Source organism: Streptomyces sp. NPDC104367, assembly GCF_055583825.1.
Window position 1 is genome coordinate 115933 of record NZ_JBVJND010000019.1, and the last position, 12638, is coordinate 128570.

Consider the following 12638-nt stretch of genomic DNA (forward strand, 5'->3'; position numbering starts at 1 on the left):
GGGCCGGGCAGGACGCGCGAGGGTGTCCGTGCCGGGCCGCCGAAGTGCTGTGCGGGACGGGAAGGTCAGGGGCGGTCGCGCAGGACGGCGACCGCCTCGGCCTCGATGAGGAAGCCCTCGTACATCAGGCCGGCCACACGGACTCCGGTACCGGCCGGGCCCTGCTCGGGGAGGAACTCCATGCGGACTCGCGTCATGGCTTCCCAGTTGGCCTGGACGTCCGGGCCTTCGCCGTCGAAGCAGTAGTAGGTGTTCAGTTTGACCACGTCGTCCCAGGTCGCCCCGGCCTCCTCCAGGACGGCGGTGAGCGACGTGAACACGTTGCGGGTCTGGGTCTCGATGTCGCCCTCACCGAGGACGTTGCCGTGCTCGTCGGCCGAGAGCTGGCCGCCGGTGAAGACGAGGTTTCCCACCCGCCAGCCCTGGGAGAAGGGAGTCGGCATGTGATGCGTCCAGGTGCTGTTCATCAGGCGCTGGCGATCGGTGCCGTCGCCGCTGGGGTCGAACCATTCCATACTGGCCATGTGGGGATCTCTCTCTCGGCAGAGTGCGTGCGGTGCGGCGGTGCGGGTCAGGAGGCTTCGGTGGTCAGCGGAGCGGGCACGCCGGCGGGGGTACGTGCAGGCAGCGCCTTGATCAGAGCGAGGTAGAGCGCGCAGCTCACGACGGATCCGACCGCCCAGGACAGGTCGACTCCGTTGAGCGTCTCGGCCATGGGGCCCTGGACCAGGGCGCCGTTCATGAAGGGCAGCTGGACGAGGAAGCCGAGTACGTAGGTGACGACGGCGGGGATGTTGAACGGGCCGTAGCCCTTGGTGGCGTCGACGAAGGACTGCGGGTCGTACTCGCCCTTCTTGACGAGGTAGTAGTCAGCCAGGTTGATGACGCTCCAGGGGATGAGGAGCCCCATCAGCAGGTAGATGAAGTTGGAGTAGTTCACCAGGAAGTTGTCGGCGAACTGCAGGGCGACCACGCTGGTGACGATCACGGTGAGGACGGCGACGACGTTGCGGGCGGCTGCGCGGGGCTCCCAGGCGGGGAGAAAGGTCTGGATGAGCGTGAGCGTGCACAGCGACGGGCCGTAGAGGTTGATGACCGCCGCGTCGATGGCGCCGGCGAAGAGCATGAGCAGGACGAAGACCTCGACGGGTCCGGGGAGCAGTGTGCTCAGGCCGGCGATCGAGCCGTCCGCTCCTGCCACGCTGACGAGCATCGCGCCGACCATCATCACCGGGACAGCGCCGAGGACGGAGCCGCCGAAGGTGTACCAGAAGGCGCTCCGGGAGCTGGTCGCGACGGGCAGATAGCGGGAGTAGTCGGAGACATAGGGGGCGTAGGCGAGTTGCCATACGGCTCCGGCCGAGACCATCCCGGCGAATCCGGTGCCCGAGAACCCGAGGTCGTGCGGGACACCGTCCCCGGTGCCGGCGAGAACGTAGCCGAGCATCAGGAGCACGGCGATCCCGAACAGGTAGACGAGCACACGGTTGAACCGGTGGATCGCTTCGTATCCGAAGACGACGATCAGCAGGGTGAGCGCCGCGCACCCCACCAGTGCCACCGAGCCGTTCAGTCCGGTGGCCACTTGCAGCAGGGTGTCTCGGGCCAGGATCAGGATGGAGGCCAGGAAGCCGACGTACATCAGCACGACCACCGCAAGGACCAGCAGCGAGCCGTACATGCCGAACTGGCCGCGCGTCTGGATCATCTGCGGGACGCCGACCCTTGAGCCCTGGACCGAGTGCAGGGCCATGAACACGGCGCCGACGGCGTTGCCGATCACGATGGCCAGGATGGATTCGGCCAGCCCCAGGTGGAAGACGCCGGGCCCGAGAACCCCCGTCACGAGCGTCAGCGGCATGATCTGAACGCCGAACCAGACACTGAAAAGGTGCTTCGCCTTGCCGGTGCGACGAGACTCCGGCACGGGTTGGATGGTGAGGTCCTCAACCAAGGAGGATCGTTCAGCCATGGGTGCTCCCGCGAGTGGTGGACAGACAGTACAGCTGTGCCGTTCCGTGGGCCGCAGCTCCATCTGTGCAGATACCTTGTATCTGTGCAGCAAGAAGAAGCAAGACCTCGGAGTGAACTTTTCCGGATGAGCCACCTCGGCGATCACGGCCGTTGGCGCCCCAATATGCAGATTTGATCGCTCGAATGCTGCGGGCACATGCACCCAGCGTTACGCGCGTGTATCTTTCCTCATGTTGTGCAGGAAGAAAATTCTACGGATCGGAAGAACGATGGACACAGCCTGGAACGGTCCCGGCCGCGCAGGGAACCAGCACGGAACTCCCCCACGGCAGCCGCCCGGCAGCACCCCGCCGCCCCGCTGCGGCGGCCCGCGCGTCCCTGTCCGCCCATCCCAGATCCACCGCACGGACGTCCGCGGCCGCAGCATCAGCGCCACCCTGAACGCGGCTCGCCTGCCCGGGCGTTGCGCCTGCCGGCCCCGGACCGAGGTGGCGTGATGTCGCTGTCGGCCTTCGACCTCTACTCCGTCGGCATCGGGCCGTCCTCGTCGCACACGGTCGGCCCGATGCGTGCTGCCAAGCGGTTCGTCGAGGGGCTGGCCAGGGACGGACGGCTGGCCGGCGTGCAGCAGGTCCGTGTGGAGCTGTTCGGCTCGCTCGGCACCACCGGCCACGGCCACGGATCACCGAAAGCGGTCGTCCTCGGCCTCGAAGGGGAAGACCCCGCGACCACCGACACGGACCGAGCCGAGAAGCGGGCGGACGAGATTCGCCAGACGGGCTCGCTCCTGCTGGCCGGGACGAGTCCGATCGCCTTCGCCATGGACACGGACCTGGTGCTGCACCGGCGCAGACGGCTCCCGGCCCATCCGAACGGCATGACCTTCGCCGCCTACGACACGGCGGGCGCCCAGATCCGTCACCGGACGTACTACTCCGTCGGCGGCGGCTTCGTCGTGGACGGGACAGCCGTCGAAGCCGACCGGGTACTGCCGGACAGCACACCGCTGAGGTTCCCCTTCACCACCGGCGCGGAACTGCTCGGCATCTGCGCCCGGGAGGGCCTGTCCATCAGCGACGTGATGCTGGCCAACGAAGCGGCCTGGCGCACCGAGCACGAGATCAGAGACGGACTGCTGCACCTGTGGTCGGTGATGGCGGCATGCGTCGAGCGCGGCATCCACCGCGAAGGCGTGCTGCCGGGCGGGTTGCAGGTGCCCCGCAGGGCTCCGCGGCTGCACCGGAGACTCGCCGCACGCGGCAGCGCCGATCCACTGCACGTGGTCGACTGGGTGAACCTCTACGCACTCGCAATCAACGAGGAGAACGCCTCCGGCGGCCGCGTCGTGACGGCCCCCACCAACGGTGCCGCCGGCATCGTCCCGGCCGTTCTCCACTACTACGTTCGTTTCGTGCCGGGCGCCGACGACGACGGCATCGTCCGCTTCCTGCTCACCGCCGCCGCGATCGGCATCCTGTTCAAGACCAACGCTTCCATCTCGGGAGCAGAAGTCGGCTGCCAGGGGGAGGTCGGCTCAGCGTGTTCCATGGCCTCCGCAGGCCTGGCCGAAGTCCTGGGCGGCACCCCCACGCAGGTCGAGAACGCCGCCGAAGTGGGGATCGAACACAACCTGGGACTCACCTGTGACCCCGTGGGCGGTCTGGTGCAGATTCCGTGCATCGAACGCAACGCCATCGCCTCGGTGAAGGCGATCAACGCCGCGCGGCTCGCCATCAGCGGGGACGGCCGTCACACCGTGAGCCTGGACAAGGCCATCAAGACGATGCGTGACACCGGACGAGACATGAGCACCAAGTACAAGGAGACCGCCCGCGGAGGCCTGGCCGTGAACATCATCGAGTGCTGACACAGGGACTGCCCCGGCGACCGGGGCCGACGGCGCCACCCTCGACCGTCCGGGCCTGGACATCGTACGCCTAGATGATCAATCCCAAGGTGTGCCTGCGGAGGGTGTGGGGGTGGGCGGTCGTCAGGCGTCGGGGTCGACTTCGGGGTGCGTGAACCGCACGGGCTTGCCCAGCGACCGGGCGTAGGCGATCTCGGCCCGGGTGCTGTCTCCGATGTAGTCGCCGACTACGAGCACCTCGTCAGCGAGCCGGATCTTCGCCCGGTGCAGATCGCCGAGTCGAGCCTTCAGCGCCTCGGCCCCGACAGGATCGGACCAGAGTTCGTGCGGCGCCTTCATGTCCCACCCCGGCTTGACGACAATCCTTCCGGCTCTGGTCTCCCGCAGATCGGCCTCGGCCATCTCCGTCACGAAACGGGTGGAGCCGCAGATCACGACGATACGCGGGAGGCTCAACCGCTCCTTCGCGTCGGCGAGTCCCTCCTCGGGGGTGGGCGGCTGCGGGTATGACACTGGTTCCTCCTGGTGGTGTGCCCCAAAGGATGCCTGCGGAGACGAGGACGAGGGTGCCCTGGACCGTCTCATGGCGAACTACGTGGACACCCTCGCGACCACACTCTGTGCGACGACCGACGACATGCCGCCCCGACCAGCACACGAAACCGACACGATCGAGCCCGGTCGGCGTCGACAACGCTCGCGATCAGTACACCCGGCACGGCACCCCTGACGGTCCCGCCTCACCCGCGGGCGGCCGACGCCTGCGCCGCCCCGGACCGGCCGGGGCGCCTTCCGCCCACGGACCGACCCGCGCTCCGAACCAGGCAGGCGAAACCTCGGAGCAACAACCTATTGACATGACATTTGCCTGACGGCATGGTTTTCGACCGAGGCCGCTTTTAAAGCGCTCTAAATCCATGCCGAGGGAAGCCGGTCCGGTGTCGTTCGATGTGCTGACCATGGGTTGTATCCGCTCCAGAGCGTGGTGCAGCCAGACGAAGGTGACGCCGGCCGTCACCGTCCGGTGGATGCAGGCCGCCCCGCGGGGCACCTCCGGCTGACGACCGGCCTCACCGTCACACGCAATCCCGCCCTCCCCCAGCGACAGGAGACGGCCATGGACGTCAAGGACGACGACATGACCCAGGCCCCAGCGCCATCAGCTCTCATCGACGACGCACCGGCGGCCGTCCGCAAACGGCTGCGCCTCGTCACCGTCATCGCCACCTTCGGCGGCCTGCTCTTCGGTTACGACACCGGCGTCATCAACGGCGCCCTGCCCTACATGAGCGACGACCTCGGCCTCACCGCCTTCACCGAGGGGCTGGTGACCAGTTCCCTGTTGCTGGGTGCCGCGGTGGGCTCGCTGCTCGGCGGGCGGCTCTCGGACGCGCGCGGCAGGCGCCGCACCATCCTGCTGCTCGCGGTGGTGTTCTTCGTCGGAACCCTCGGCTGCACCCTGGCCCCGAGCACCGGTCTGATGGTCGTGGCCCGGTTCGTCCTCGGCCTCGCGGTCGGCGGTGCGTCGGTGACCGTGCCGGTGTACCTGGCGGAGATCTCCCCGGCCGAGCGGCGCGGACGCCTGGTCACGCGCAACGAGTTGATGATCGTCAGCGGTCAGCTGGCCGCGTTCACGTTCAACGCGGTCATCGCCCGGGTGGGCGGCGAGACGGGCGGAATCTGGCGCTGGATGCTGGTGGTCGCGACACTGCCCGCGGTCGTCCTGTGGTTCGGCATGCTGGTCATGCCGGAGAGCCCGCGCTGGCTCGCCTCCAAGGCCAGGTACGCGGACGCGCTGGCCGTACTGAAGCAGGTCCGTTCCGGGCAGCGGGCGCAGGCCGAGCTCGGCGAGGTCACCGCGATGGCCGTCGAGGACGACAAGGCCAGGCTCGGCGGCTGGAGCGACCTGCGCGAGCCGTGGGTGCGGAAGCTGTTCCTGGTCGGCATCGGCATCGCGATCGTCATGCAGATCACCGGCGTCAACACGATCATGTACTACGGCACCCAGATCCTGACCGACGCCGGCTTCGCCTCCGACAGCGCGCTGACCGCGAACGTCGCCAACGGTGTGATCTCGGTGCTGGCCACCTTCGTCGGCATCTGGCTGCTCGGCCGTGTCGACCGGCGGCCGATGCTGATGGTCGGCCAGCTGGGCACGATCGGGGCGCAGTTGCTGATCGGTGTGTTCTCGCTGGTGCTGCCCGCCGGTGACGGCCGGGCCTACGCGGTGCTCGCCATGACGGTCACCTTCCTCGCCTTCCAGCAGGGCGCGATCTCCCCCGTGACCTGGCTGATGCTGTCCGAGATCTTCCCGCTGAAGATGCGGGGCTTCGGTCTCGGTGTCGCGGCCTTCGCGCTGTGGATCACCAACTTCTGCATCGGCCTCGTCTTCCCCGTCCTGGTCGACGCGGTGGGGGTGTCCAGCACGTTCTTCCTGTTCGTCGCCGTGGGCTTCGTCGCCCTCGCCTTCGTCAGGCGGTACGTGCCGGAGACGCGTGGACGCACGCTGGAACACCTCGAACACGAACTCAAGGCCCGCTTCTCCTGAACCGTCCCGCGCACGCCCTCGGTCCCGTCGGGGCCGGGGGCGTCCACTTCCGAGGAAGAGGAACACCCCCATGACCGTACGTGTAGGCGTGATCGGCGCCGGCTGGATCGGCAAAGAGCACATCCAGCGCCTCACCCACACCGTCACCGGCGCCCGGGTCACCGCGGTCACCGACATCGACCCGGCCCGCGCCGCCGAGGCCGCGGAACCGGCCGGCGCCCGGGTGCTGCCCGACGGCGCGGCCGTGGTCGCCGCGCAGGACGTGGACGCCGTCCTCGTCACCTCCTGGGGCCCCACCCACGCCGAGCACGTCCTGAACGCCGTCGCCGCCGGCAAGCCGGTCTTCTGCGAGAAGCCGCTGGCCACCACCGCCGAGGACTGCCTGCGCATCGTCGAGGCCGAGCAGGCCCACGGCCGCCGCCTGGTCCAGGTCGGCTTCATGCGCCGCTACGACACCGGCTACCGGCAGCTCAAGCAGGTCATCGACGCGGGCACCATCGGCGAACCCCTCATCGTGCACTGCGCCCACCGCAACCCCACCGTCCCGGAGTCCTACACCTCCCAGATGGCCGCGCTGGACTCCGCGGTCCACGAGATCGACGTACTGCGCTGGCTCCTCGACGACGAGATCGTCTCGGCCCAGGTGGTCCTGCCGCGGTCCACGAGCAGGCGGTCCGAGCACCTCAAGGACCCGCAGATCATGCTCTTCGAGACCGCCAAGGGCGTCCGCATCGACCTGGAGGTCTTCGTCAACTGCCAGTACGGCTACGACATCCAGTGCGAGGCCGTCGGCGAGCTGGGCCTGGTCCGCCTCCCCGACCCGGCCGCCGTCGGCGTCCGCACCGCCGGCCGGCACAGCACCGAGGTCCTCACCGACTGGGTCGGCCGCTTCCGCGACGCCTTCGACACCGAGTTCCGCGAGTGGATCGCGAACATCGCCGCCGGCGACGAACCGACCGGCCCCTCCGCCTGGGACGGCTACGCAGCCACCATCATCTCCAACGCGACCGTCGAGGCGCGGAAGACGGGCGCGATCGTCACGACGGACATGAAGCCCCGCCCCGCCTTCTACGGCGGCACCGAGTGACTGCCACCGCCTGCTCGGGCACCCTGCACATCTGACATCTGACACCTGCAACACGCCTTCGGCCGTCCGCTCCCGGGAGCGGACGGCCGACCTGTTTGCCTGACCGTCTCCCGCCCCCGGAGAGTCACCTGGGGCCGCGGACCGCGTCGACCGTGTCGACCACGTCGCGGAACAACCGCCCTGGAGAAGCGCCTCGCGCACCCGCTCGATGCATGGGGTGGGTGCCGGGGGCGTCTCCGGGCACGGTTGATCCTGGCGCCATGCCTGGGCGGTGCCGAGTGCCAGGGGCGGGCACGGGCGGGTGTTGTGAAGGAGACGGATGCCGTTGCGTCGGGCGCTGGGGATCCCGGGCGCGGGGTGCGGTACAGGGTGTGCGCCGTCCGCCGGGCACGGCTTTCGGCGCACGAGCGAGCTGCCCGGGGCGGGGTCCCCGGGCAGCTCGCTCGTCGGTCCGGAGGAGGCCTGGTCAGGCCCCCGTGTCGGCGTCGGACTGGAGTTGGGCGAGTTCGGCTTCGAGGTGGGCCATGGCCTCGCCGCCGGCCATGAGGTCGGTGATCTCCTCGCGGGTGCGTTCGCCCTTGCGGAAGTCGTCGGCCTTCTGGCCGCGGATCAGGACGGCGAAGTGGTCGCCGACCATCATGGCGTGGCGGACGTTGTGGGTGACGAGGATGACGGCGACGCCCTTGGCGCGGGCCTGCATGACGATCCGCAGGACGTGTGCGGCCTCCTTGACCCCGAGGGCGGCGGTGGGTTCGTCGAGGATGAGGACGTTGGCGCCGAAGTAGACGGCGCGGGCGATGGCGAGGGCCTGGCGTTCACCGCCGGAGAGGGCGCCGACGAGGCGGTTGCCGTCGGTGACCCGGGTGATGCCCAGGGACTGCATCTCCCGGACCGCGATCTCGCCCGCGAGTTTCCTGTCGAACAGTCTGAACGGCCCGAAGCCCCTGGTGGGTTCGGCGCCGACGAAGAAGCAGCGGCCGACGCCCATCAGCGGGAACGTGCCGCCGAACTGGTGGACGGTCGCGATGCCCTGGCCGCCGGCGTCGCGGGGGCTGTCGAACTCCACCGGCTTGCCGTCGACCTCGATCGTGCCGGAGGTCGGCTTGTGGAACCCGGAGAGGATCTTGATGAGGGTGGACTTGCCGGCGCCGTTGTCACCGAGCAGGCACAGTACCTTCCCCGCCTCGACCTCCAGGGAGATGTCCGTGAGCGCGTGGGTGCCGAGGAACGACTTGTTGACGTCGGTGAGGCGCAGAAGCGGGGTCGTCATGGTCAGGCCTTCTTCGCGGTGCGGGGCTTGTAGGACAGGGCGAGGCGGCGGAAGGTGTTGTTCATCAGGACCGCGGCGAGGATGAGGATGCCGAGGATCAGGCTGGCCCAGTCGGAGTTCCAGCCGGTGTAGTAGATGCCCTGGTTGACGATGGCGAAGGTCAGCGTGCCCAGGACGACGCCGAACACCGAGCCGTAGCCGCCGGTCAGCAGCACACCGCCGACGACGACCGCGATGATCGAGTTGAAGACGAAGGACTGGCCGTTGGCGACCTGGGCGCCGTTGTAGAGGACGGTCTGGATCACGCCGACGAGGGCGGCGCCGAAGCCGCTGGCCATGTAGAGGGCGATCTTCACCTTGTCGACCGGGATGCCGGTGGCGCGGGCGCTCTCCTTGTCGCCGCCGATGGCGAAGATCCAGTTGCCGTACTTCATCAGCTGCAGCACCACCGTCACGACGGCGGCGATGCCCAGCCACCAGAAGACCGCGACCTCGAACTGGCCGGCGACCAGCGTGCCGAACAGCGCCTTGGACAGCGGGTCCGGGCTGACCGGGACGCTGGTCGTACCGGTCGTGACACGGGACAGGCCCAGCGTCAGACCCGCCATCCCCGACAGGGTCGCCAGCGTGATGACCAGGGAGGGCACGTTGGTACGGGTGACCAGGACGCCGTTGAGCAGACCGGTCAGCAGACCGAGTCCGAGGGCGAGCAGGATACCGACGATCATCGGCGCGCCCCAGTGGCCCGAGACGATGGCCAGGGTCATCGAGCTGCCCGCCAGGACCGAACCGACCGAGACGTCGAGTTCACCGGCGATCATCAGCAGGCCGACCGGGATGGCGATGATGCCCAGCTCGGCGGCGATGTTGAGCCAGCTAGCGGCACCCGCCGGGGCCAGGAACTTGGCACCGCCGAAGACGGCGAAGAAGAGGAAGACGGTGATCGTCCCGATGAGCGCGCCCGCCTCGGGCCGGTGCCGCAACTGGCCCAGCACGCTCTCGGACTGCTTGGGCGGGGCGACGGCCGTGGCCTTCTCGGCCGTCGTGTCAGGGACTGAGGCTGTCATCGGGGAGTCACCTTCGTGTGCATCGGGTGGTGCGTGGGACCGGTCGGGGGGGGAGGGGCGCCGGGCCCGGGGAGAGACCCGGCGCCGGTGTGCGGGTCAGCGGACGCCGGCCTTGGTGCCCGCGATCGCCTGGTCGACGTTGTCCTTGGTGACCAGCAGCGGGCCGGTCAGGATCGGGTTCTGTGGCGGGAGCACGCCGTAGGAGAGGTACTGGTTGGCCATGGACACGACGTAGAAGCCCTGGAGGTAGGGCTGCTGGTCGATCGCGAAGAGCTGCTTGCCCGACTTGATCCGGGTGAGCTGGCTCTGCGAGAGGTCGAAGGTGCCCAGCTTCACCCTGCCGCCGACGCCCGCCTGCTCGATCGCGGCGGCCGCACTGTCCGCGTCGCCGGTGTCGACCGCGACCACGGCGTCGATGCTGCTGTCCTTCAGCAGCGCGCCCTTGATGGCCTGGGTGACGGCGGAGGGGTTGCCGAAGTTGGAGGAGGGCAGCGGGAGCTGCTTCGCGGAGGAGCCCTTGCCGGTGGCGCCGTCCTCGATGCCCTTGCAGCGGGCCTCCTGGTTGGCGGCGCCGGGCACGGTGTTGATGCAGAGGATGTTCTTGGCACCCTCCTCGGCGAACTCGACGCCGCCCGCCCTGCCGGCCTCGTAGTCGTCGGAACCGATGTACTTCACGGCGCCGACCTTGTCGGCCGCGGCGATGCCGCCCGAGTTGTAGATGAAGACCGTGATGCCCTTCGCGATGGCCTGCTTGATCGCGGAGTCCTGGTTCTCGGGCACCCAGTCCGGCACCAGGATCGCCGTCGGGTTCTGCGAGATGGCGGTCCGGGTGAGCTTGGCGACGTCCGGTCCGAGGTTGTCGTAGGTGGCCGGGCCGAGGTACGTGACGGTGCCGCCACCCGCCTTGACCAGCTTCGTCGCGTCCTCGACACCGCGCTTGACGGTGGAGAAGAACGGGTCGTCGGACTTTCCTCCGATGACGACGATGGAGACCTTGCCGGTCTTCGCGGTGGAGGTCGTGCCGCCGGACGTGGCGGTCGCCCTGCCCCCGTCGTCGCCGGTGGCCTTGCCGCTGGCGCACCCGGTCAGCGCGGTCGACGCCAGGGCGAGCAGGCTCACCGCGGTCAGGCCGCTTCTGGAGAGACGGCGGGCGGACGGCCGCCGGATCTGCGTGCGTTCCATGTGCTGGGGTGCTCCTTCGTGTGGTGCCGGGCGGTGCTTGAGCGGAGCCGGGCAGATTTCGGAGTGGGGCGGCGTGTGCGTATCGGGAGGGGTGAGCCCGGGTTGCACGGAAGTCCGGGGCGGGGTGACGCGTTCGCGGTACCGGGTGATGCACGGGATCGGTCGCGAAGAGGGCTTTGATCAGCGGAGACGGCTCGTCGCAGGGGTGTCCCGGCACCGGTCGCGGCCATGCCGGACTGAAGGGTGGGTGAGGATTCCGTGACCTTTTAAATCGCTTTAAGCGGTGGCCAGAGCATGCTTGTGTTTCCGATACGTGTCAAGACTCCGCCCGCACATGCGGACAGGCTCGTTATTCACGCGGAGAAAGCTGCATTGACCACACACATTCGGCCCGTGCGGTATTGCCGCACGACGCGATTCCGGATCCCGCCGGACCGGACCTCGTCGGACCGGATCCCGCAGTTCCGGATCTCGTGGGACCGGATCTCGTGGGAGCGCCGGGTCAGCGCGGCGGGGCGGTGGTCCCGCGGACGACGAGGGAGGGGGCGAGGACGATCTCGCGGGAGGCGGTGCGGCCCTGGTCGAGGCGCTCGACCGCGGCCACCACGGCCTGCCGCGCCTGCTCCTCGGCCTCCTGGCTGACCGTCGTCAGGTCGAAGCAGGCCAGCCGGGACAGGGTGTCGTCGTCGTAGCCGACGACGGAGACGTCACCGGGTACGTCCACGCCCGCGCTCCGCAGGACCGTGAGCATGCCGATGGCGCTGCGGTCGTTGAACGTCACCACCGCGGTCGGCAGCTCACCGCTGTCGAGCAGGTGCCGGCCGACCTTGTCGCCGGCCTGCTCGGTGAGGTCCCCGTGCAGGACCCTGATCCGCGCGTCGAGACCGTGGGCGCGCATGGCACTGCGGTAGCCGCGGCGCCGGTCGGTGGCGATGACGCCCTTGCCGCCGTCGACGTAGGCGATCGAGCGGTGACCGAGGCCCACCAGGTGGTCGACGACCTGGCCGACCCCGTCGTCGTCGGCGCTGCGCACGACGTCGAGGCCGGCCCCGGAGACCCGGCGCCCCAGGGAGATGACCGGCACCTGGCGGGCGAGTTCGGCGAGGGTGGCGGCGGGGGCCACCGGGCCGATGAGGATGAGCGCCTCGCAGCGGAAGGCCCGGAGCGTCTCGACGGCCGTGCTCTCGTCGCGGGTGCGGGTGTGGGTACTCAGCACGAGGTCGTAGCCGACCTCCTCGGCCGCCGTGTGCAGGTGCTCGACCAGCTCGGCCTGGAAGGCGCTGTGGACGTCGATCATGACGCCGAGCAGTCGGCTGCGCTTGCTGGCCAGGGCGCTGGCGGTGCGGTCCGGGCGGTAACCGAGGTCGGCGGCGGCCTTCAGGACCCGCTGCCGGGTGCGCTCGCTGGGACCCGGCACGCCCCTCAGCACCAGTGACACCGACGCCGTCGAGAGACCGACGCGCGCGGCCACGTCCTCCAGGCGGGGGCGGTAGGCGCCGCCCGTGCCCGTGGGGGCGGCGGAACCGAGCTCGTCCACACCATCTCCCGTCGACTTGCGGAAACACTCTTGACATCTACCAGTGACGCCGCAGATAGTACCAGCACTTAAAGCGCTTTAAAGAACGTCACGGTGCAGAGTCGCG

The 12638-nt window shown here is 69.2% G+C and carries 10 protein-coding genes; 3 read left to right on the forward strand and 7 right to left on the reverse strand.

Annotated features, from left to right (window positions below; genetic code table 11):
- Positions 1-65 precede the first annotated feature (65 nt).
- The gene (locus ACZ619_RS27170) at positions 66-524 is read right to left on the reverse strand and encodes a RidA family protein (RefSeq protein ID WP_469603997.1); all 459 of its coding nucleotides are present in this window, start codon (positions 522-524) and stop codon (positions 66-68) included.
- Positions 525-571: 47 nt separating this feature from the next.
- On the reverse strand, positions 572-1927 hold the full coding sequence (locus ACZ619_RS27175; RefSeq protein ID WP_469604000.1) for a purine-cytosine permease family protein: 1356 nt from the start codon (positions 1925-1927) through the stop codon (positions 572-574).
- A 543-nt stretch (positions 1928-2470) separates the two neighbouring features.
- On the opposite strand from ACZ619_RS27175, the gene ACZ619_RS27180 reads away from it, so the two are divergent.
- Positions 2471-3841: an L-serine ammonia-lyase gene (locus ACZ619_RS27180; protein WP_469604003.1), complete on the forward strand. Its 1371-nt coding sequence runs from the start codon at positions 2471-2473 to the stop codon at positions 3839-3841.
- 123 nt (positions 3842-3964) lie between these two features.
- Here the strand turns inward: ACZ619_RS27180 and ACZ619_RS27185 are convergent, their stop codons facing one another.
- Positions 3965-4354, reverse strand: a complete 390-nt coding sequence (locus ACZ619_RS27185) for a hypothetical protein (RefSeq protein WP_469604006.1) — start codon at positions 4352-4354, stop codon at positions 3965-3967.
- A 604-nt stretch (positions 4355-4958) separates the two neighbouring features.
- On the opposite strand from ACZ619_RS27185, the gene ACZ619_RS27190 reads away from it, so the two are divergent.
- Both ACZ619_RS27190 and ACZ619_RS27195 read left to right on the forward strand, forming a co-directional pair.
- Positions 4959-6389, forward strand: a complete 1431-nt coding sequence (locus ACZ619_RS27190; RefSeq protein WP_469604008.1) for a sugar porter family MFS transporter — start codon at positions 4959-4961, stop codon at positions 6387-6389.
- A gap of 70 nt (positions 6390-6459) precedes the next feature.
- Complete coding sequence (locus tag ACZ619_RS27195) at positions 6460-7476, forward strand: Gfo/Idh/MocA family oxidoreductase (RefSeq protein ID WP_469604010.1); 1017 nt, start codon at positions 6460-6462, stop codon at positions 7474-7476.
- A gap of 466 nt (positions 7477-7942) precedes the next feature.
- Here the strand turns inward: ACZ619_RS27195 and ACZ619_RS27200 are convergent, their stop codons facing one another.
- From ACZ619_RS27200 to ACZ619_RS27215, 4 genes are all read right to left on the reverse strand, one after another.
- Positions 7943-8746: an ATP-binding cassette domain-containing protein gene (locus ACZ619_RS27200; RefSeq protein WP_469604013.1), complete on the reverse strand. Its 804-nt coding sequence runs from the start codon at positions 8744-8746 to the stop codon at positions 7943-7945.
- A gap of 2 nt (positions 8747-8748) precedes the next feature.
- Positions 8749-9813, reverse strand: coding sequence for an ABC transporter permease (locus ACZ619_RS27205; protein WP_469604016.1), 1065 nt, complete (start codon positions 9811-9813; stop codon positions 8749-8751).
- Between the two features lie 96 nt (positions 9814-9909).
- A complete protein-coding gene (locus ACZ619_RS27210; RefSeq protein ID WP_469604019.1) occupies positions 9910-10995 on the reverse strand; it encodes a sugar ABC transporter substrate-binding protein in 1086 nt (361 codons plus the stop codon).
- Positions 10996-11497: 502 nt separating this feature from the next.
- Positions 11498-12532, reverse strand: a complete 1035-nt coding sequence (locus ACZ619_RS27215; protein WP_469604022.1) for a LacI family DNA-binding transcriptional regulator — start codon at positions 12530-12532, stop codon at positions 11498-11500.
- Positions 12533-12638: the final 106 nt, after the last annotated feature.

Excerpts from the sequence above, each read along its gene's own strand:
- ACZ619_RS27170 (WP_469603997.1), bottom strand. The coding sequence starts at position 524 with ATGGCCAGTATGGAATGGTTCGACCCCAGCGGCGACGGCACCGATCGC.
- ACZ619_RS27195 (WP_469604010.1), top strand. The coding sequence starts at position 6,460 with ATGACCGTACGTGTAGGCGTGATCGGCGCCGGCTGGATCGGCAAAGAG.
- ACZ619_RS27200 (WP_469604013.1), bottom strand. The coding sequence starts at position 8,746 with ATGACGACCCCGCTTCTGCGCCTCACCGACGTCAACAAGTCGTTCCTC.
- ACZ619_RS27180 (WP_469604003.1), top strand. The coding sequence starts at position 2,471 with ATGTCGCTGTCGGCCTTCGACCTCTACTCCGTCGGCATCGGGCCGTCC.
- ACZ619_RS27205 (WP_469604016.1), bottom strand. The coding sequence starts at position 9,813 with ATGACAGCCTCAGTCCCTGACACGACGGCCGAGAAGGCCACGGCCGTC.
- ACZ619_RS27210 (WP_469604019.1), bottom strand. The coding sequence starts at position 10,995 with ATGGAACGCACGCAGATCCGGCGGCCGTCCGCCCGCCGTCTCTCCAGA.
- ACZ619_RS27190 (WP_469604008.1), top strand. The coding sequence starts at position 4,959 with ATGGACGTCAAGGACGACGACATGACCCAGGCCCCAGCGCCATCAGCT.